General features: G+C 43.3%; 26 protein-coding genes. All 26 read left to right on the forward strand.

Features of this window, described 5'->3' with window-relative positions; all coding sequences use genetic code 11:
• The first annotated feature begins 54 nt into the window (after window positions 1-54).
• The 26 genes from rpoC to rpmD all read left to right on the forward strand — a co-directional run bounded on the left by rpoC (window position 55) and on the right by rpmD (window position 18,518).
• Window positions 55-3,648 (forward strand): DNA-directed RNA polymerase subunit beta', encoded by a 3,594-nt coding sequence (gene rpoC / locus ACVHUV_RS04840; protein WP_317943704.1) that lies wholly within the window; start codon window positions 55-57, stop codon window positions 3,646-3,648.
• A gap of 125 nt (window positions 3,649-3,773) precedes the next feature.
• A complete protein-coding gene (locus tag ACVHUV_RS04845) occupies window positions 3,774-4,022 on the forward strand; it encodes a ribosomal L7Ae/L30e/S12e/Gadd45 family protein (RefSeq protein WP_317943703.1) in 249 nt (82 codons plus the stop codon).
• Window positions 4,023-4,124: 102 nt separating this feature from the next.
• A complete protein-coding gene (gene rpsL, locus ACVHUV_RS04850) occupies window positions 4,125-4,547 on the forward strand; it encodes a 30S ribosomal protein S12 (RefSeq protein ID WP_317943702.1) in 423 nt (140 codons plus the stop codon).
• A 41-nt stretch (window positions 4,548-4,588) separates the two neighbouring features.
• Window positions 4,589-5,059: a 30S ribosomal protein S7 gene (gene rpsG, locus ACVHUV_RS04855; RefSeq protein WP_207959161.1), complete on the forward strand. Its 471-nt coding sequence runs from the start codon at window positions 4,589-4,591 to the stop codon at window positions 5,057-5,059.
• Window positions 5,060-5,110: 51 nt separating this feature from the next.
• A complete protein-coding gene (gene fusA, locus ACVHUV_RS04860) occupies window positions 5,111-7,189 on the forward strand; it encodes an elongation factor G (RefSeq protein WP_462086301.1) in 2,079 nt (692 codons plus the stop codon).
• 125 nt (window positions 7,190-7,314) lie between these two features.
• On the forward strand, window positions 7,315-8,502 hold the full coding sequence (gene tuf, locus ACVHUV_RS04865; RefSeq protein WP_317943698.1) for an elongation factor Tu: 1,188 nt from the start codon (window positions 7,315-7,317) through the stop codon (window positions 8,500-8,502).
• Between the two features lie 1,331 nt (window positions 8,503-9,833).
• The gene (gene rpsJ, locus ACVHUV_RS04870) at window positions 9,834-10,142 is read left to right on the forward strand and encodes a 30S ribosomal protein S10 (RefSeq protein ID WP_060203412.1); all 309 of its coding nucleotides are present in this window, start codon (window positions 9,834-9,836) and stop codon (window positions 10,140-10,142) included.
• A 41-nt stretch (window positions 10,143-10,183) separates the two neighbouring features.
• On the forward strand, window positions 10,184-10,810 hold the full coding sequence (gene rplC / locus ACVHUV_RS04875; RefSeq protein ID WP_317943696.1) for a 50S ribosomal protein L3: 627 nt from the start codon (window positions 10,184-10,186) through the stop codon (window positions 10,808-10,810).
• Between the two features lie 24 nt (window positions 10,811-10,834).
• Window positions 10,835-11,458: a 50S ribosomal protein L4 gene (gene rplD / locus ACVHUV_RS04880; protein ID WP_317943694.1), complete on the forward strand. Its 624-nt coding sequence runs from the start codon at window positions 10,835-10,837 to the stop codon at window positions 11,456-11,458.
• Window positions 11,458-11,742, forward strand: a complete 285-nt coding sequence (gene rplW / locus ACVHUV_RS04885) for a 50S ribosomal protein L23 (RefSeq protein WP_248510330.1) — start codon at window positions 11,458-11,460, stop codon at window positions 11,740-11,742. The genes rplD and rplW overlap by 1 nt, the downstream gene beginning before the upstream one ends.
• A gap of 33 nt (window positions 11,743-11,775) precedes the next feature.
• A complete protein-coding gene (gene rplB / locus ACVHUV_RS04890; protein ID WP_317943690.1) occupies window positions 11,776-12,606 on the forward strand; it encodes a 50S ribosomal protein L2 in 831 nt (276 codons plus the stop codon).
• A gap of 63 nt (window positions 12,607-12,669) precedes the next feature.
• Window positions 12,670-12,948 (forward strand): 30S ribosomal protein S19, encoded by a 279-nt coding sequence (gene rpsS, locus ACVHUV_RS04895; protein WP_060203421.1) that lies wholly within the window; start codon window positions 12,670-12,672, stop codon window positions 12,946-12,948.
• Between the two features lie 19 nt (window positions 12,949-12,967).
• Window positions 12,968-13,312: a 50S ribosomal protein L22 gene (gene rplV / locus ACVHUV_RS04900; RefSeq protein ID WP_317943689.1), complete on the forward strand. Its 345-nt coding sequence runs from the start codon at window positions 12,968-12,970 to the stop codon at window positions 13,310-13,312.
• Between the two features lie 3 nt (window positions 13,313-13,315).
• Window positions 13,316-13,972, forward strand: coding sequence for a 30S ribosomal protein S3 (gene rpsC / locus ACVHUV_RS04905; protein ID WP_317943687.1), 657 nt, complete (start codon window positions 13,316-13,318; stop codon window positions 13,970-13,972).
• Between the two features lie 2 nt (window positions 13,973-13,974).
• Window positions 13,975-14,409, forward strand: a complete 435-nt coding sequence (gene rplP, locus ACVHUV_RS04910) for a 50S ribosomal protein L16 (protein WP_317943685.1) — start codon at window positions 13,975-13,977, stop codon at window positions 14,407-14,409.
• Window positions 14,399-14,599, forward strand: coding sequence for a 50S ribosomal protein L29 (rpmC, locus tag ACVHUV_RS04915; protein ID WP_009499049.1), 201 nt, complete (start codon window positions 14,399-14,401; stop codon window positions 14,597-14,599). The genes rplP and rpmC overlap by 11 nt, the downstream gene beginning before the upstream one ends.
• 17 nt (window positions 14,600-14,616) lie before the next feature.
• Window positions 14,617-14,880 (forward strand): 30S ribosomal protein S17, encoded by a 264-nt coding sequence (gene rpsQ, locus ACVHUV_RS04920; RefSeq protein WP_147057446.1) that lies wholly within the window; start codon window positions 14,617-14,619, stop codon window positions 14,878-14,880.
• Between the two features lie 39 nt (window positions 14,881-14,919).
• The gene (gene rplN, locus ACVHUV_RS04925) at window positions 14,920-15,288 is read left to right on the forward strand and encodes a 50S ribosomal protein L14 (RefSeq protein WP_317943681.1); all 369 of its coding nucleotides are present in this window, start codon (window positions 14,920-14,922) and stop codon (window positions 15,286-15,288) included.
• Between the two features lie 35 nt (window positions 15,289-15,323).
• On the forward strand, window positions 15,324-15,635 hold the full coding sequence (gene rplX / locus ACVHUV_RS04930) for a 50S ribosomal protein L24 (protein WP_317943679.1): 312 nt from the start codon (window positions 15,324-15,326) through the stop codon (window positions 15,633-15,635).
• Between the two features lie 26 nt (window positions 15,636-15,661).
• Window positions 15,662-16,201, forward strand: a complete 540-nt coding sequence (rplE, locus tag ACVHUV_RS04935) for a 50S ribosomal protein L5 (RefSeq protein ID WP_317943677.1) — start codon at window positions 15,662-15,664, stop codon at window positions 16,199-16,201.
• A gap of 19 nt (window positions 16,202-16,220) precedes the next feature.
• Window positions 16,221-16,406: a 30S ribosomal protein S14 gene (gene rpsN, locus ACVHUV_RS04940; RefSeq protein WP_020062302.1), complete on the forward strand. Its 186-nt coding sequence runs from the start codon at window positions 16,221-16,223 to the stop codon at window positions 16,404-16,406.
• A gap of 29 nt (window positions 16,407-16,435) precedes the next feature.
• Entirely contained in the window at window positions 16,436-16,834 is a 399-nt protein-coding gene (gene rpsH / locus ACVHUV_RS04945) for a 30S ribosomal protein S8 (protein ID WP_317943676.1), read from the forward strand.
• 30 nt (window positions 16,835-16,864) lie between these two features.
• Window positions 16,865-17,404, forward strand: coding sequence for a 50S ribosomal protein L6 (rplF, locus tag ACVHUV_RS04950; protein ID WP_371390416.1), 540 nt, complete (start codon window positions 16,865-16,867; stop codon window positions 17,402-17,404).
• A 32-nt stretch (window positions 17,405-17,436) separates the two neighbouring features.
• Window positions 17,437-17,799 (forward strand): 50S ribosomal protein L18, encoded by a 363-nt coding sequence (gene rplR, locus ACVHUV_RS04955; RefSeq protein WP_317943674.1) that lies wholly within the window; start codon window positions 17,437-17,439, stop codon window positions 17,797-17,799.
• Between the two features lie 22 nt (window positions 17,800-17,821).
• The gene (rpsE, locus tag ACVHUV_RS04960) at window positions 17,822-18,322 is read left to right on the forward strand and encodes a 30S ribosomal protein S5 (RefSeq protein ID WP_317943672.1); all 501 of its coding nucleotides are present in this window, start codon (window positions 17,822-17,824) and stop codon (window positions 18,320-18,322) included.
• Between the two features lie 13 nt (window positions 18,323-18,335).
• Entirely contained in the window at window positions 18,336-18,518 is a 183-nt protein-coding gene (gene rpmD / locus ACVHUV_RS04965) for a 50S ribosomal protein L30 (RefSeq protein ID WP_317943670.1), read from the forward strand.
• The last annotated feature ends 1 nt before the right edge of the window (window position 18,519 follow it).

Raw genomic sequence — 18,519 nt, forward strand, 5'->3', positions numbered from 1 at the left:
AACGATATTGATGAGAATCCATCGCGGAGATAAGATAAGAGGGAGGTAGGCTCCTTGATAGATGTAAACAATTTTGAGTATATGAAAATCGGCCTTGCTTCACCTGACAAGATTCGTTCTTGGTCATATGGTGAAGTGAAAAAACCAGAAACAATTAACTACCGTACACTGAAACCGGAGAAAGACGGTTTATTCTGTGAGCGGATTTTTGGTCCTACAAAGGACTGGGAATGTCATTGCGGTAAGTATAAGCGTGTACGTTACAAAGGCGTTGTCTGTGATCGTTGTGGCGTTGAAGTGACGCGACAAAAGGTACGTCGTGAACGTATGGGACATATCGAACTTGCAGCTCCAGTTACACATATCTGGTACTTCAAAGGAATTCCAAGCAGAATGGGTCTCATCTTAGACATGACGCCACGTGCTTTGGAAGAGATTATTTATTTTGCTTCATATGTAGTTGTCGATCCAGCAGATACACCACTTGAACGCAAACAACTGCTTTCTGAAAAGGAATATAGACTATACCGTGAAAAGTACGGCTCGAAATTCCAAGCGGCTATGGGTGCAGAAGCAATCGAACAACTTTTGATGGCGATTGACTTGGATAAGGAAACAGAAATGCTGAAAGAAGAATTGAAGACTGTACAAGGTCAACGACGTACACGTGCGATTCGTCGCTTGGAAGTCGTCGAGTCTTTCCGTAACTCTGGAAACCGTCCTGAATGGATGGTTCTTGAAGTACTACCTGTCATCCCGCCAGAACTTCGCCCGATGGTACAGTTGGACGGTGGTCGTTTCGCAACTTCTGACTTGAACGATCTTTACCGAAGAGTCATTAACCGAAACAACCGGTTAAAACGTCTACTTGATTTAGGTGCTCCTGGTATTATCGTGCAGAACGAAAAACGTATGTTGCAAGAAGCTGTCGATGCGTTAGTCGATAATGGTCGTCGTGGCCGTCCGGTAACAGGACCAGGTAACCGTCCATTGAAGTCTCTTTCTCATATGTTGAAAGGGAAACAAGGTCGCTTCCGTCAAAACCTATTAGGAAAACGTGTTGACTACTCTGGCCGTTCGGTAATTGTCGTTGGACCTAACTTGAAAATGTACCAATGTGGACTTCCGAAAGAAATGGCAATCGAATTGTTCAAGCCTTTCGTCATGAAAGAGTTGGTTGAACGTGGTCTTGCGCATAACATTAAAAGTGCGAAGCGTAAAATCGAACGATTACATTCTGAAGTATGGGACGTACTCGAAGAAGTCATTAAAGAGCATCCGGTCTTATTGAACCGCGCCCCTACTCTTCACAGACTTGGGATTCAAGCATTCGAACCAATGTTGGTTGAAGGGCGTGCTATTCAACTTCACCCGCTCGTATGTACAGCGTATAACGCTGACTTCGACGGTGACCAAATGGCTGTTCACGTGCCGCTTTCTGCAGAGGCACAAGCTGAAGCACGTTTGCTCATGCTTGCAGCGCAAAACATCTTGAACCCGAAAGACGGAAAACCTGTCGTTACACCTTCCCAAGACATGGTATTAGGGAACTACTACTTGACATTGGAAAGAGCAGGTTCCATCGGTGAAGGTTCAATCTTCAGCAATATGAATGAGGCATTGATTGCATACCAAACAGGTCATGTACATCTTCACTCAAGAATTGCTATTCATGCCGGATCATTGAACAACCCGACATTTACAGAAGCTCAAAATAATAAATTCCTATTGACGACAGTAGGGAAGCTCATTTTCAATGAAATTCTTCCTGAAACATTCCCGTACATCAATGAACCGACGAATCATAACTTGCAAATCGAAACGCCGGATCGCTATTTCATCGATGGGACTGTCAATGTGAAGGAACATATTCAAAATAGTGAACTTGTCCTTCCGTTCCGTAAAAAAATTCTAGGAAACATCATCGCGGAAATCTTCAAGAAGTTCCATATTACGGAAACTTCTCGTATGCTAGACCGTATGAAGAACCTTGGATTTAAATATTCAACTCGTGCTGGAATTACAGTTGGTATTTCCGACATCGTCGTTTTGCCGAATAAGGATGAGATTTTACAAGAAGCACAAAGTAAAGTGGATAAAGTGACGCAACAATTCCGTCGTGGTCTCATCACGGAAGAAGAGCGTTATGATCGCGTCATTTCTTATTGGAGTAATGCGAAAGACGTCATCCAGGACAAACTGATGGACTCTCTTGAAAATACAAATCCGATTTACATGATGAGTGACTCAGGAGCCCGTGGTAATGCGTCAAACTTTACACAGCTCGCAGGAATGCGGGGATTGATGGCCAACCCGGCTGGTCGTATTATCGAACTACCGATCAAGTCATCATTCCGTGAAGGTCTGACGGTTCTCGAGTACTTCATCTCTACACACGGTGCGCGTAAAGGTCTTGCCGATACAGCACTGAAAACTGCCGATTCCGGTTACTTGACGCGTCGTCTAGTTGACGTTGCACAAGACGTAATTGTGCGTGAAGATGATTGTGGTACAGATCGTGGCTTAGAAGTAAGTGCACTTAAAGAGGGAACAGAAATTATCGAAACCCTCGAAGAACGTATCGAAGGCCGTCATACGAAGAAAACAATCCGTCACCCTGAAACAGGTGAAGTGATTGTAGCGAAAGACGGACTCATTACAGCTGACCTTGCAAATGCAATTATCGATGCTGGAATTGAAAAACTTACAATCCGTTCTGCATTTACATGTAATACAAAACATGGTGTTTGTAAGAAATGTTACGGCATTAACCTTGCGACAGGTGAAACGGTTGAAGTCGGTGAGGCAGTTGGTATTATCGCTGCCCAGTCAATCGGAGAACCAGGTACACAGCTTACAATGCGTACTTTCCATACAGGTGGGGTTGCCGGGGACGATATTACATCCGGTCTTCCACGTATCCAAGAGATTTTCGAATCGCGTAATCCGAAAGGGCAAGCAGTCATTTCAGAAATTAAAGGTGAAGTCACTGAGATTGATGAAATCCGCGAAGGCCAAAAAGAGATTACCATTCAAGGTGAAGTGGAGACACGTAAGTATCTCGCTCCATACAATGCCCGCTTGAAAGTTGCAGTCGGCGATATGATCGATCGAGGAGATAGCATCACCGAAGGTTCTATCGATCCGAAAGAATTGATTATTGTTAAAGATGTTGCAACTGTTCAAGAGTATCTTCTTAAAGAAGTACAAAAAGTTTACCGTATGCAAGGTGTTGAAATCGGTGATAAGCACGTAGAAGTAATGGTTCGCCAAATGCTCCGTAAAGTTCGTGTAATTGAAGCAGGCGACACAGATTTACTTCCAGGCTCATTGCTTGATATTCATCAGTTCGCAGAAGCGAATGCTGAAGTGTTAAAGAACGGCAAAGCTCCAGCAACTTCAAGACCAGTTATCCTTGGTATTACAAAAGCTTCGCTTGAGACGGAATCATTCCTATCGGCAGCTTCGTTCCAAGAAACAACGCGCGTCTTGACAGATGCAGCGATTAAAGGTAAAACAGATGAATTGCTCGGATTGAAAGAGAATGTCATCATCGGTAAACTCGTACCAGCTGGAACAGGGATGCAGCGTTATCGCCAAATCCAAATGGAACAAGGTGACGATTTAGCAGTCGCAACCGAAAATTAATGTTACGAAAACGGGGAGAAAAAACTCCTCCCCGTTTTTCTTCTTTATTGTTGACACAGCTATTGATAGATGATAATATACAAAAGGTTGATAGTTGAATGTCTGTACTTTGGAGGATGTACGTTATGTCTTACGAAAAAGTCGAACAGGCAAAGAAGACGATCATCGGTACAAAGCAAACGGTTAAAGCGATAAAGACAGGCGTAGTAAAAGAAGTCGTTATTGCCAAAGATGCTGAAGAGAAACTCGTTGCTTCTGTCCTAGAAGAAGCGAAACTCCGAGGTGTCCAAGTGAATTATGTCGACTCAAGGGAAAAGCTTGGTCGAACATGCGGCATTCAAGTCGGTACGGCTGTAGTCGCCATTACTGTATAGTAGTTTTTGTGTTGTTAGAAACACAAAGACTTTGTTTTTACCCCAAAAATGAACCACCTGGATGTGTGGTCTTACAAAAGCACAGTGAAAGGAGGAAATCCAATGCCTACAATTAATCAATTAGTCCGCAAACCTCGTAAATCGAAATCGGACAATTCAAAGGCTCCAGCTCTAGGAAAAAGCTATAACAGCTTCAAAAAGTCGATGACAAACGTCAACTCGCCACAAAAAAGAGGTGTTTGTACTCGTGTGGGTACAATGACTCCGAAGAAACCAAACTCGGCTCTTCGTAAATATGCGCGTGTTCGTTTGACAAACACTTTGGAAGTTAACGCATATATCCCTGGTGAAGGACACAACCTTCAAGAGCACAGCGTTGTTCTTATCCGTGGAGGACGTGTAAAAGACTTACCGGGTGTTCGTTACCATATCGTACGTGGTGCGCTTGATACTGCTGGTGTTACTGGCCGTATGCAAAGCCGTTCTCTATATGGAGCAAAACGCCCTAAAGAAAAGAAAAACTAATGATACTTACGAAATGAATATTTCGAAAGGAGGAAAACAATATGCCTCGTAAAGGTCCTGTTGCAAAACGTGACGTATTACCAGATCCGATTTACAATTCCAAGCTTGTAACTCGTCTTATCAACAAAATGATGGTAGACGGTAAAAAAGGTACATCCCAAAAAATCCTCTATGGTGCGTTCGAACTTGTTAAAGAACGTTCTGGAAAAGATCCAATTGAAGTATTTGAAGCTGCTTTGAACAACGTTATGCCTGTACTTGAAGTACGTGCTCGCCGTGTCGGTGGTGCTAACTATCAAGTTCCGGTTGAAGTTCGTCCTGAGCGCCGTACGACTCTCGGATTACGTTACCTTGTGAACTACTCTCGCACACGCGGTGAGAAAACAATGGAAGAACGTCTTGCGAATGAAATCCTTGACGCTTCTAACAACACAGGTGCATCCGTGAAACGCCGTGAAGAAATGCATAAAATGGCTGAAGCCAACAAAGCATTCGCTCACTATCGCTGGTAAGATCGGATGGTCTCTTAACACCTTAATCCGAAACGGAAGGAGTTATACAAAATGGCTAGAGAGTTCTCCCTTGAGAATACTCGTAACATTGGTATCATGGCTCACATCGACGCTGGTAAGACAACAACGACTGAGCGGATCCTTTATTACACAGGTAAGATCCATAAAATTGGAGAAACACACGAAGGTGCTTCCCAAATGGACTGGATGGAGCAGGAGCAGGAGCGTGGAATCACAATCACATCTGCTGCGACAACAGCTAGTTGGAAAGGTCATCGCGTAAACATCATCGATACTCCGGGTCACGTTGACTTCACAGTTGAAGTTGAACGTTCTCTACGTGTATTGGATGGTGCTGTAACGGTACTTGACGCTCAATCGGGTGTTGAACCGCAAACAGAAACAGTATGGCGTCAAGCGACAAACTATGGCGTACCACGTCTAGTTTTCGTAAACAAAATGGACAAGACAGGTGCGGATTTCCTTTACTCTGTAAGCACTCTACATGATCGCTTGCAAGCAAATGCACATCCAATCCAACTTCCAATCGGTTCAGAAGATACATTCTCTGGAATTATCGACTTGATCGAAATGAAAGCAAACTTCTATCCGGATGATACGGGTATGAACGTTGAAGTGGGCGATATTCCTGAAGAATATCAAGCACAAGCTGAAGAGTACCGTGAGAAGTTAATTGAAGCAGTTGTTGACTTCGATGAAGATCTTATGGAAAAATACCTTGGCGGCGAAACGCTTTCAGTAGAAGAAATCAAAACTGCAATCCGTAAAGCGACTCTAGCGGTAGAATTCTATCCAGTAGTTTGCGGTACTGCATTCAAAAATAAAGGTGTTCAACTAGTACTTGACGCTGTTGTCGATTACTTACCAGCACCAACTGATATCCTTTCAATGCAAGGTATCAACCCTGATACTGAAGAAGAAGAAGAGCGTCATGCTAGCGATGAAGAGCCATTCTCTGCATTGGCATTCAAAGTTATGACAGACCCTTACGTTGGTAAGCTTACATTCTTCCGCGTATACTCTGGTGTTCTTCAATCAGGTTCTTATGTAAAGAACTCTACAAAAGGTAAGCGTGAGCGTGTAGGACGTATCCTTCAAATGCACGCAAACCACCGTGAAGAGATCGCTGAAGTACATGCTGGTGAAATTGCAGCTGCAGTCGGCTTAAAAGATACTGGAACGGGTGACACACTTTGTGACGACAAAGCACCAATCATCCTTGAGTCCATGGAATTCCCAGAGCCGGTTATCTCTGTTGCAATCGAACCAAAAACAAAAGGTGACCAAGACAAGATGGGTAATGCTCTTGCAAAACTGCAAGAAGAAGATCCAACTTTCCGTGCGCACACTGACCAAGAAACAGGCGAAGTAATCATCGCTGGTATGGGTGAACTTCACCTTGATATCATCGTTGACCGTCTACGTCGTGAGTTCAAAGTCGAAGCAAACGTTGGTGCACCACAAGTTTCTTATCGTGAAACATTCCGTAGCGCTGCGGAAGTTGAAGGTAAGTTCGTACGTCAATCAGGTGGTCGTGGTCAATTCGGACACGTTTGGATTGAATTCTCTCCAAACGAAGAAGGAAAAGGCTTCGAATTCACGAACGGTATCGTCGGTGGGGTTGTTCCTCGTGAATACATTCCTTCCGTTGAAGCTGGTCTTCGTGACTCACTAAACAATGGTGTTCTTGCTGGTTATCCGTTAATCGATGTAAAAGCTCGTCTTTTCGATGGTTCTTACCACGATGTCGATTCCAACGAGATGGCGTTCAAGATTGCTGCTTCCATGGCACTTAAAAATGCCGCTGCAAAATGTAACCCAGTTCTTCTCGAGCCAATGATGAAAGTAGAAGTAATCATTCCGGAAGAATACTTGGGCGACATCATGGGTGACATCACGTCACGCCGTGGTCGCGTGGAAGGTATGGACGCTCGTGGTAACGCACAAGTTGTTCGTGCAATGGTTCCACTTGCAGAGATGTTCGGTTATGCAACAGCTCTTCGTTCAAACACGCAAGGTCGTGGAGTATTCTCCATGTCATTCGATCACTACGAAGATGTACCGAAATCAATTGCAGAAGAAGTTATCAAGAAAAATAAAGGTGCTTAATAACAATTCATCCTTGTTTCTCTAGATGATTACTTGTAAGATATGGATAGTTGAAGGGAATTTTCTCTTCAGCTTCCATACCAATAAAGCTAAAAACATTCATATTTTTAAGGAGGAATTCCATAATGGGTAAAGAAAAATTCGATCGTTCCAAACAGCATGCTAACGTCGGAACAATTGGTCACGTTGACCATGGTAAAACAACTTTGACTGCTGCAATCGCAACAGTTCTTTCAAAAAGAATGGGTGGAGAAGCGAAATCATACGCTGACGTAGACAACGCTCCAGAAGAAAAAGAGCGTGGTATTACAATCAATACTTCACACATCGAGTACGAAACTGAAACTCGTCACTACGCACACGTTGACTGCCCAGGTCACGCTGACTATGTTAAAAACATGATCACTGGTGCAGCACAAATGGACGGCGGAATCCTAGTTGTATCTGCAGCTGACGGCCCAATGCCACAAACTCGTGAGCACATCCTTCTTTCACGTCAAGTAGGTGTTCCTTACCTTGTTGTATTCATGAACAAATGTGACATGGTAGACGACGAAGAACTTCTTGAACTAGTTGAAATGGAAATCCGTGACCTTCTTTCTGAGTACGAGTTCCCTGGCGATGACCTACCAGTTATCAAAGGTTCTGCTCTTAAAGCTCTTGAAGGTGAGCCTGAGTGGGAAGAGAAAATCGTTGAGCTTATGAACGCTGTTGACGAGTACATCCCAACACCACCACGTGACACTGAAAAACCATTCATGATGCCAGTTGAGGACGTATTCTCAATCACTGGTCGTGGTACAGTTGCTACTGGACGTGTAGAGCGTGGAGTAGTTAAAGTCGGCGATGTAGTTGAAATCATCGGTTTGACTGAAGAGCCAAAATCAACAACTGTAACAGGTGTTGAAATGTTCCGTAAGCTTCTTGACTATGCAGAAGCTGGAGACAACATCGGTGCACTTCTTCGTGGTGTAGCACGTGAAGACATCGAGCGTGGTCAAGTACTTGCTAAACCAGGTACAATCACACCACACACTAAATTCAAATCAGAAGTATACGTTCTATCAAAAGAAGAAGGTGGACGTCACACTCCATTCTTCTCTAACTACCGCCCTCAGTTCTACTTCCGTACAACTGACGTAACTGGTATCATCCAACTTCCAGAAGGCGTGGAAATGGTTATGCCTGGCGACAACGTTGAAATGACAGTTGAACTAATCTCTCCAATCGCGATTGAAGAAGGAACTAAATTCTCAATCCGTGAAGGTGGACGTACAGTTGGAGCTGGCGTTGTAGCAACAATCGAAAAGTAATCCTTTTCAAACTAAAACCCCGCATATGCGGGGTTTTTTGTTTTAGAATGATTAGCGTGTTCCATAGATTCTTCATTACACATGCTAGTAAGCACGAAACTTTTTCGATCGACTTATAATCAATAAAATCACAATGTTTTTTCTAGGAACGTCGGATATTCGCCTCATGCAGCATATTTCCATAGAGCGCCGCAAAATCGCATCAAATGCAGCATATTCCCCTGTAACCCGGCATAATCCCATCAAACGCCGCATATTTCTCTGTAACGCGGCATAATCGTCTCAAACGCGGCAAAACTCCTCAGAACGCCGCATAATCACTTCAAACGCGGCAAAACTTCTAGGAACGCCGCATAACTACAGGAAACACCGCATAACCCCTCAAAATCCTTCCATATTAGTATTCCTCTCAACCAAACCGTTAATTTGTCAAAACCCATTTAGCGCGACCAGAGAATTAACCGATCAACCAACTGCCGCGCGGTACTAGCAAAATGATTGATTGAATCTATTAAGTGCTAATTTCTTAACCAATTTTTAATAAACCAAGCAACTCCAAGCATCTACCGTTCTTCTATAAGAAAACAATAGTCATCGAAGCCAACTTTTACCTAAATCATCATATCGCGAAAGAATACCCTTACTAAAAAGTCAAAGCATCTATATGAATTCCGCTGCATCTCACTAGTACGCTGAGTGATTCCAAGAATTGCGGAGTTTTGCAGTAACATGAGGAAAACTACAGTACTATGCGCTCTTCTAGCTAAATATGCTGAAATCTAACAAATTATGCGGATAATTAAAGAATTATGCGGTTTATATGAAAGCACTAGCTACAAATAAAAAGCATTATCTCCTCTTTACGCGGTGTCATACGCAACCATGATCAACTCTTCGTCAAGTTATCATCTATATTCCTACTTGCTTTAAATGTTTTAAAAAATTCGATGGTGGCGCGTAGTGTAATTTTCAATCTCATATGTATCATCGCATTCATTCTACTGATTAAATTAAGTATCATTTGTGTGAAGCTAATTCAACTTGGACAAGTTGAATAGCAATCAAATTACGCAGCGAATCGCGTATTTCCAATCTTTACTCCCTCATAACAGTTGAAAAAAATAATATATCCTATTATAATAAAAAAGCTTGAGAAAGAATTTCGCCAAAAGACTTGCGAGATTCTATTTCCTTGTGTATAATGTTGAATGTTGGTCTTTGACTGCGATGAAGCGAGAGGTTGCCGACACACCCGGCCGCTTTGCCATGGCATGTGTGTGGGAAATTTTCGTGGAGAATGTCTAGAAAATAGGCGAAAAGGAGGGAAAGTAATGGCAAAACAGAAGATTCGTATCCGTTTAAAAGCATATGATCACAGAATTCTTGATCAGTCAGCTGAAAAAATTGTAGAAACAGCAAAACGTTCAGGTGCAAGCGTATCAGGTCCGATACCTCTTCCAACTGAAAGATCTGTTTATACAGTGCTTCGTGCGGTACATAAGTACAAAGATTCGCGCGAGCAGTTTGAAATGCGTACGCACAAACGTCTAATCGATATCGTTAACCCAACACCACAAACTGTTGATGCGTTAATGAAACTTGATTTACCATCTGGCGTTGACATTGAAATCAAACTTTAATCGATAAAAATAAAACTAATCAAATTCAGGAGGTGTGACAAATGACCAAAGGAATCTTAGGGAGAAAAGTCGGTATGACGCAAATTTTTGCTGAAAACGGCGATCTCATTCCAGTAACTGTGATTGAAGCTGCTCCAAACGTAGTTCTTCAAAAGAAGACTATTGAAACGGACGGTTACGAAGCAATCCAGCTTGGATTCGACGACAAACGTGAAAAGCTAGCAAACAAACCTGAAAAAGGACACGTTGCTAAAGCTGAAACGGCACCTAAGCGCTTCATTCGCGAATTCCGCGGAGACGTTAATGGGTACGAAGTTGGTCAGGAAGTCAAAGTCGATACATTCGCAGAAGGCGATATTGTCGATATTACAGGAGTATCAAAAGGTAAAGGGTTCCAAGGTGTTATTAAGCGCCACGGATTCTCACGCGGACCAATGAGTCACGGTTCTCGTTTCCACCGTGCACCAGGTTCACTAGGTGCGGTTGACGGACAACGTGTATTCAAAGGGAAGAAATTACCAGGACGTACTGGTGGAGACACAATTACGATCCAAAACCTTGAAATCGTACGAGTTGACGCTGAGCGTAACTTGCTACTAATCAAAGGTAACGTTCCAGGCGCACGTAAATCACTTATCCAAGTGAAAAGCGCAATTAAAGGGAACTAATTCTTAAGGAAGGAGGAAACAAAAATGCCTAAAGTATCCGTACTAAGTCAAACAGGTTCTTCAGTTGGCGATATCGAATTGAGCGAAGCGATCTTCGGAATCGAGCCAAATGAAGCTGTATTATTTGAAGCTTTGGTTCAACAACGTTCATCGTTACGCCAAGGTAATCATAAAGCAAAAACTCGCGCGGAAGTTGCTGGTGGTGGCCGTAAACCATGGCGCCAAAAAGGAACTGGTCGTGCACGTCAAGGTTCAATCCGTTCACCACAATGGCGTGGAGGCGGTATCGTATTCGGACCATCTCCAAGAAGCTACAGCTACAAGCTTCCTAAGAAAGTTCGTCGTTTGGCACTTCTATCTGCGCTTTCTACGAAAGTTCGCGATGAAGAAATCATCGTGTTAGATAGCCTTACATTCGATGCACCAAAGACAAAAGAATTCACGAAAGTTCTTAAAGATCTTTCAATTAATAAAAAAGCGTTATTCGTAACAGCTGATTTAGATGAAGCGGTAGCATTGTCTGCTCGTAACATTCCTGGAGTTAGCGTAGTTACTGCTAACGGCATCAACGTTCTTGACATCGTTGCACATGACAACCTTGTTGTAACAAAAGATGCTGTACAGAAAATTGAGGAGGTGCTTGGTTAATGGAAGCACGTGATGTACTAAAACGTCCGGTCATTACCGAGCGTTCTTCAGAACAAATGGAACTTAAGAAATACACTTTCGAAGTAGATACGCGCGCTAACAAAACACACGTTAAGCAAGCTGTAGAAGAAATCTTCGGAGTAAAAGTAGAGAAAGTCAACGTTCAGAACTACAAAGGTAAGTTCAAGCGTATGGGCAAACATGCAGGATACACTAACAAACGTCGTAAAGCGATTGTTACATTGACTGCTGACTCTAAAGACATCGAACTTTTCGAAATGTAATTGAAACGTAAATAAACGAAGGAGGGAACACAAATGGCGATTAAGAAATACAAACCTACCTCCAACGGACGTCGTAACATGACTTCTTCTGACTTTGCTGAAATTACAGCTACAAAGCCGGAAAAATCATTGCTTGAACCACTCAAGCGTAAAGGCGGACGTAACAACCAAGGTAGAATGACTGTTCGTCACCAAGGTGGAGGCCACAAGCGCCAATACCGTGTCATCGATTTCCAACGTCGGAAAGATGGCATTCCAGGACGCGTTGCTACGATCGAATACGATCCAAACCGTTCTGCAAACATTGCCCTAATCAACTATGCTGATGGGGAAAAACGTTACATCCTAGCTCCAAAAGGATTACAAGTAGGAATGACAGTAATGTCAGGTCCAGAAGCGGATATCAAAGTAGGTAACACACTACCACTTGAAAACATCCCAATGGGTTCTACTATCCATAACATTGAGCTAAAACCTGGTAAAGGTGGACAATTGGTACGTTCTGCAGGAACTTCTGCACAACTACTAGGTCGTGAAGGCAAATATGTCATCATCCGTCTACAATCAGGAGAAGTTCGTATGATCTTATCAACTTGCCGCGCTACAATCGGTCAAGTAGGTAACGAGCAACACGAATTGATCAACATCGGTAAAGCAGGTCGTTCTCGTTGGATGGGTAAACGCCCAACTGTACGTGGATCTGTCATGAACCCTAACGATCACCCACACGGTGGTGGTGAAGGACGTACGCCAATCGGTCGTCCAAGCCCTGTTACACCTTGGGGTAAACCAGCTCTTGGTTACAAAACACGTAAGAAAAACAACAAATCCGACAAACTTATTGTTCGTCGCCGTAAAAAATAATGTGGTGACACTGCGGTTCGTTGAAAGGACCGTAGTACGATCATCACGGAGGGAGGTTTCTACATGGGCCGCAGCTTGAAAAAAGGACCTTTTGCAGATGATCATCTAATGAAAAAGGTCGATGCTCAAAAAGATGCACAGAAAAAGCAGGTCATTAAAACTTGGTCACGCCGTTCTACAATCTTCCCATCTTTCATCGGATTGACGATTGCAGTTTACGACGGACGCAAACACGTACCTGTCTATGTGACTGAAGATATGGTTGGTCACAAACTAGGTGAATTCGTACCTACGCGCACATACAAAGGTCATGGCGCTGACGATAAGAAAACAAGACGTTAATTGAGAGGAGGTTAATCTGATGCAACAAGCAAAAGCTACTGCCCGCACAGTCCGTATTGCTCCTCGCAAAGTCCGTTTGGTCGTTGATCTTATCCGGGGCAAGAAAATCGGTGAAGCTGTCGCGATTCTACGCCTGACGCCTAAAGCGGCATCTCCGGTTGTAGAAAAGGTATTGAAATCAGCAATCGCTAATGCTGAACACAACTATGAAATGGATGTTGAGAATCTTGTAGTCAGCGAAGTATTCGTTGATGAAGGTCCAACAATGAAACGTTTCCGTCCACGTGCACAAGGCCGTGCAAGTGCGATCAATAAACGTACTAGCCACATCACTGTAGTGGTATCCGAAAAGAAGGAGGGGTAATTCGTGGGTCAAAAAGTACATCCTAATGGTTTACGGGTTGGTGTCATTCGTGATTGGGATTCTAAATGGTATGCTGAAAAAGACTATGCAAACCTTTTACACGAAGACTTAAAAATCCGTGAATATATCGAAAAACGCCTAGTTGACGCTGCACTTTCCAAAGTGGAAATCGAGCGTGCTGCAAAGCGTGTCAATATTACAATTCACACTGCGAAGCCGGGTATGGTTATCGGTAAAGGCGGTTCTGAAGTAGAAGCACTTCGTAACGCTTTGAATAACATTACTGGCAAGCGTGTACACATCAACATCGTAGAAATCAAGCGTGCTGATCTAGACGCGAAATTGGTTGCAGAATCAATTGCTCGCCAACTAGAAAGCCGTGTATCTTTCCGTCGTGCACAAAAACAAGCAATTCAACGTACAATCCGTTCTGGTGCAAAAGGAATTAAAACACAAGTATCCGGACGTCTTGGCGGTGCTGATATCGCTCGTGCGGAACATTATAGTGAAGGTACTGTTCCCCTTCATACATTACGTGCAGACATCGACTATGCACACGCTGAAGCTGACACTACATATGGTAAGCTTGGCGTAAAAGTATGGATCTACCGGGGAGAAGTCCTTCCAGTGAAGAAGAACTCTGAGGAAGGAGGCAACTAATTATGTTAATGCCTAAACGCGTTAAATATCGTCGTGTATTCCGTGGTAAAATGCGCGGAACTACTAAAGGCGGAGCATCTGTTCAATTCGGTGAATTCGGTCTTCAATCAACTGAATCTGGTTGGGTTACAAACCGACAAATCGAATCAGCTCGTATCGCAATGACACGTTACATGAAACGTGGCGGTAAAGTTTGGATCAACATCTTCCCACATAAGCCATATACGAAAAAGCCTCTTGAAGTCCGGATGGGTTCCGGTAAAGGTGCTGTAGAAGGCTGGGTTGCAGTAGTAAAACCAGGTCGTGTAATGTTCGAAATCGCAGGTGTGTCAGAAGAAGTTGCTCGTGAAGCTCTACGCCTCGCATCTCACAAACTGCCGGTTAAGAGCAAGTTTGTAAAACGAGAAGAAATTGGTGGTGAGTCTAATGAAAGCTAAAGAAATCCGTGACTTGACAACTGCAGAAATCGAGCAAAAGGTAAAATCACTGAAAGAAGAGCTTTTCAACCTTCGCTTCCAATTAGCGACAGGACAATTAGAAAACACTGCACGCATCCGTGAAGTTCGCAAATCGATTGCGCGCATGAAAACTGTAATACGTCAAAGAGAGATCAGTGCAAATAACTGATGAAGGAGGTTGCAGCCATGACTGAGCGTAACCAGCGCAAAGTGTACACAGGCCGTGTCGTATCTGACAAAATGGATAAGACGGTTACCGTAATGGTAGAAACACACAAAAAACACTCTTTATACGGCAAACGTGTAAAGTACTCTAAAAAATTCAAGGCCCATGATGAACTTAATGAAGCGAAAATCGGCGACGTAGTTCGCATTATGGAAACACGTCCACTTTCAGCTACAAAGCGTTTCCGCCTCATTGAAGTAGTCGAAAAAGCGGTCATCATCTAATATCGTTCGGAAAGTAAATTCCGAGAGGAGGTAGCCTCAATGATTCAACAAGAAAGTCGTATGAAAGTTGCCGATAACTCAGGTGCACGTGAAGTGTTAACGATTAAAGTTCTAGGTGGAACAGGTCGTAAAACTGCAAACATCGGTGATGTCGTTGTTGTAACAGTGAAAAAAGCAACACCTGGTGGCGTTGTCAAGAAAGGTGAAGTTGTCAAAGCTGTTATCGTCCGTACAAAAAGCGGGGTGCGTCGTAAAGATGGCTCCTACATTACGTTTGACGAAAACGCATGTGTTATCATCCGTGATGACAAGAGTCCACGTGGAACACGTATTTTCGGACCTGTTGCCCGCGAACTACGCGACAGCAACTTCATGAAAATCATTTCACTTGCTCCAGAAGTTCTTTAATTACATGACAGTGCCAATCAAGGAGGTGCGATAAAATGCACGTTAAAAAAGGCGATAAAGTTATGGTCATCACCGGAAAAGATAAAGGTAAGACCGGCGTAATCTTAGCTGCTTTCCCCAAAAAGGATCGCGTGCTTGTTGAAGGTATCAACATCGTAAAGAAACATACGAAACCGAACCAAGCAAATCCTCAAGGCGGAATTATCAGCCAAGAGGCAGCTATCCATGTATCTAATGTCATGCCAATCGATCCTAAAACAGGCGAGCCTACTCGCGTTGGATACAAAATCGAAGATGGCAAGAAGATTCGTATTGCTAAAAAATCCGGTGAAGCGCTGGATAAATGAGTAATGGATGAAAGGAGGTCCAACTGATGAGCCGATTAAAAGATAAGTTTTCAAAAGAAATCACACCTGCTCTAATGAGCAAGTTTGAATATAGTTCAGTAATGCAAGTACCTAAAGTAGAAAAAATCGTCATCAATATGGGTGTTGGTGATGCTGTTCAGAACTCTAAAGCACTTGACGCGGCAGTGGAAGATCTAACAATCATTTCCGGTCAAAAGCCAGTTGTTACAAAAGCGAAGAAATCAATCGCTGGTTTCCGTCTACGTGAAGGAATGCCGATTGGAGCTAAAGTAACACTTCGTGGTGAGCGCATGTACGAATTCCTGGATAAGCTGATTGCAGTTTCACTTCCGCGTGTACGTGACTTCCGTGGTGTTTCTAAAAAATCATTCGATGGTCGCGGTAACTACACACTTGGTGTGAAGGAACAGCTAATTTTCCCTGAAATCGACTACGATAAAGTATCTAAAGTACGCGGAATGGATATCGTCATCGTTACGACTGCTAACTCCGATGAAGAAGCACGTGAGTTATTAACGCAGTTCGGCATGCCGTTCCAAAAGTAAACTAAAGGGAGGCGAAAACGTGGCTAAGAAATCAATGATCGCAAAACAGAAACGTACGCCAAAGTTCAAAGTTCAAGATTATACACGTTGCGAGCGCTGTGGTCGTCCGCATTCTGTATATCGCAAATTCAAACTTTGCCGTATTTGTTTCCGCGAACTCGCATATAAGGGACAAATTCCTGGCGTCAAAAAAGCAAGCTGGTAATCCCCTAACTTGGGAAGGAGGTTAATGTAATGACAATGAGTGATCCGATTGCAGACATGCTTACACGCATCCGTAACGCGAACATGGTTCGCCACGAGAAGCTTGAAGTACCTGCTTCAAACATGAAAAAAGAAATCGCAGAAATCTTAAAGCGTGAAGGTTTCATTCGCGATGTTGAATATGTGGAAGATAGCAAACAAGGCATTATCCGCATTTTCCTTAAATATGGTCAAAACAACGAGCGTGTTATCACTGGTCTTAAACGTATTTCAAAACCTGGTCTTCGCGTTTACGCAAAAACGAATGAAGTACCTAAAGTTTTGAATGGCCTAGGTATCGCCCTCGTATCCACGTCAAACGGTCTCCTTACTGATAAGGAAGCACGTGCAAAACAAGTAGGCGGAGAAGTCGTAGCTTACGTTTGGTAATCCGTAACAATTGAATGGAGGTGCAATAGGATGTCCCGAATTGGTAAACGCCCAATCGAGGTGCCTGAAAACGTAACGGTTACAATCGCTGATAATAACCAAGTTACTGTTAAAGGCCCTAAAGGCGAACTTACAAATACATTTAACGCTGATATTAAAATCGAACAAGAAGGCAACATCATTACGTTGACTCGTCCTTCTGATTCTAAAGAACACCGTTCCATGCACGGAACAACTCGTTCACTTTTAGACAACATGGTTGTTGGTGTATCTAAAGGATTCGAACGTACACTAGAATTGATCGGGGTTGGGTACCGTGCTCAACTTCAAGGCAAAAAACTAGTATTGAATGTTGGTTACTCTCACCCGGTTGAATTCACACCGGAAGAAGGAATTGAAGTTGAAGTTCCTGCCAATACAAAAATTATCGTTCGCGGTATTAATAAAGAACGTGTTGGTGCTCTAGCGTCGAACATTCGCAAAGTACGTCCACCAGAGCCTTATAAAGGTAAAGGTATTAAGTACGAAGGCGAACAAATCCGTCGTAAAGAAGGTAAAACAGGTAAATAATGCCGCTTAGGCATTCGGAAGGAGTGACCACGATGATTACGAAACAAGATAAGAACGCTGTCCGTAAAAAACGTCACGCACGTGTGCGTACGAAAATCAGCGGATCTTCAACGCGTCCACGCTTGAATGTTTATCGTTCAAACAAACATATCTATGCACAATTAATCGATGACGTAACTGGCGTAACGATTGCTAGTGCTTCCACTATGGATAAAGGGTTCGAAATGGACTCTAAAGCGAATGCTGAAGCAGCAGCTAAAGTTGGCGAAATGATCGCGAAGAAAGCCGTTGAAAAAGATGTCAAATCGGTTGTTTTCGACCGTGGCGGATACTTATTTCACGGCCGTGTTAAAGCTCTTGCAGACGCAGCACGCGAAAATGGTCTGGAATTTTAATTAAGAAGGAGGGACATATTTCATGCGTCGTAATGATCAGAATAGAAGTGAATTCGAAGAACGCGTAGTAACGATCAACCGCGTAGCGAAAGTAGTGAAAGGTGGACGTCGTTTCCGCTTTACAGCACTTGTCGTTGTCGGTGATAAAAACGGCCGTGTCGGTTTCGGAACTGGTAAAGCACAAGAGGTTCCAGATGCGATCCGTAAAGCGATCGAAGATGCGAAGAAGAACTTAATCGAAGTACCAATGGTTAAAGGAACGACTCCGCACGAAATCCTTGGACGTTTTGGTGCAGGAACAATCCTTATCAAACCTGCAGCACCTGGTACAGGAGTAATCGCCGGAGGACCTGTCCGTGCGGTACTTGAACTTGCAGGCATCACGGATATCCTTTCAAAATCCTTAGGATCAAGCACACCGATTAACATGGTTCGTGCTACAATTGAAGGATTGAAGAATTTGAAACGCGCTGAAGACGTTGCTAAATTGCGCGGTAAATCCGTAGAAGAACTGTTAGGTTAAGGGGGGAAACACAATGGCAAACAAACTTGAAATCACCCTTACGAAAAGTGTCATCGGCGCAAAGCCGGCACAACGTAAAACAGTTGAAGCTCTCGGTCTACGTAAGATGAATCAAACAGTTGAGCATCAAGACAATGTTGCGATTCGTGGCATGATCAATAAAGTAAGCCACTTAGTCACTGTTAAAGAACAATAAG

This window comes from Sporosarcina saromensis, assembly GCF_054901285.1.

What these genes read in the sequence shown, in the direction of transcription:
- rplX (WP_317943679.1), top strand. Translation starts at nt 15,324, where the DNA reads ATGCACGTTAAAAAAGGCGATAAAGTTATGGTCATCACCGGAAAAGAT.
- rplN (WP_317943681.1), top strand. Translation starts at nt 14,920, where the DNA reads ATGATTCAACAAGAAAGTCGTATGAAAGTTGCCGATAACTCAGGTGCA.
- rpsE (WP_317943672.1), top strand. Translation starts at nt 17,822, where the DNA reads ATGCGTCGTAATGATCAGAATAGAAGTGAATTCGAAGAACGCGTAGTA.
- fusA (WP_462086301.1), top strand. Translation starts at nt 5,111, where the DNA reads ATGGCTAGAGAGTTCTCCCTTGAGAATACTCGTAACATTGGTATCATG.
- rplC (WP_317943696.1), top strand. Translation starts at nt 10,184, where the DNA reads ATGACCAAAGGAATCTTAGGGAGAAAAGTCGGTATGACGCAAATTTTT.
- rpmD (WP_317943670.1), top strand. Translation starts at nt 18,336, where the DNA reads ATGGCAAACAAACTTGAAATCACCCTTACGAAAAGTGTCATCGGCGCA.
- ACVHUV_RS04845 (WP_317943703.1), top strand. Translation starts at nt 3,774, where the DNA reads ATGTCTTACGAAAAAGTCGAACAGGCAAAGAAGACGATCATCGGTACA.
- rpmC (WP_009499049.1), top strand. Translation starts at nt 14,399, where the DNA reads ATGAAAGCTAAAGAAATCCGTGACTTGACAACTGCAGAAATCGAGCAA.
- rplF (WP_371390416.1), top strand. Translation starts at nt 16,865, where the DNA reads ATGTCCCGAATTGGTAAACGCCCAATCGAGGTGCCTGAAAACGTAACG.
- rpsH (WP_317943676.1), top strand. Translation starts at nt 16,436, where the DNA reads ATGACAATGAGTGATCCGATTGCAGACATGCTTACACGCATCCGTAAC.
- rplB (WP_317943690.1), top strand. Translation starts at nt 11,776, where the DNA reads ATGGCGATTAAGAAATACAAACCTACCTCCAACGGACGTCGTAACATG.
- rpsJ (WP_060203412.1), top strand. Translation starts at nt 9,834, where the DNA reads ATGGCAAAACAGAAGATTCGTATCCGTTTAAAAGCATATGATCACAGA.
- rplV (WP_317943689.1), top strand. Translation starts at nt 12,968, where the DNA reads ATGCAACAAGCAAAAGCTACTGCCCGCACAGTCCGTATTGCTCCTCGC.
- rplR (WP_317943674.1), top strand. Translation starts at nt 17,437, where the DNA reads ATGATTACGAAACAAGATAAGAACGCTGTCCGTAAAAAACGTCACGCA.
- rpsG (WP_207959161.1), top strand. Translation starts at nt 4,589, where the DNA reads ATGCCTCGTAAAGGTCCTGTTGCAAAACGTGACGTATTACCAGATCCG.
- rplW (WP_248510330.1), top strand. Translation starts at nt 11,458, where the DNA reads ATGGAAGCACGTGATGTACTAAAACGTCCGGTCATTACCGAGCGTTCT.
- rplE (WP_317943677.1), top strand. Translation starts at nt 15,662, where the DNA reads ATGAGCCGATTAAAAGATAAGTTTTCAAAAGAAATCACACCTGCTCTA.
- rpsS (WP_060203421.1), top strand. Translation starts at nt 12,670, where the DNA reads ATGGGCCGCAGCTTGAAAAAAGGACCTTTTGCAGATGATCATCTAATG.
- rplD (WP_317943694.1), top strand. Translation starts at nt 10,835, where the DNA reads ATGCCTAAAGTATCCGTACTAAGTCAAACAGGTTCTTCAGTTGGCGAT.
- rplP (WP_317943685.1), top strand. Translation starts at nt 13,975, where the DNA reads ATGTTAATGCCTAAACGCGTTAAATATCGTCGTGTATTCCGTGGTAAA.
- rpsL (WP_317943702.1), top strand. Translation starts at nt 4,125, where the DNA reads ATGCCTACAATTAATCAATTAGTCCGCAAACCTCGTAAATCGAAATCG.
- rpsQ (WP_147057446.1), top strand. Translation starts at nt 14,617, where the DNA reads ATGACTGAGCGTAACCAGCGCAAAGTGTACACAGGCCGTGTCGTATCT.
- tuf (WP_317943698.1), top strand. Translation starts at nt 7,315, where the DNA reads ATGGGTAAAGAAAAATTCGATCGTTCCAAACAGCATGCTAACGTCGGA.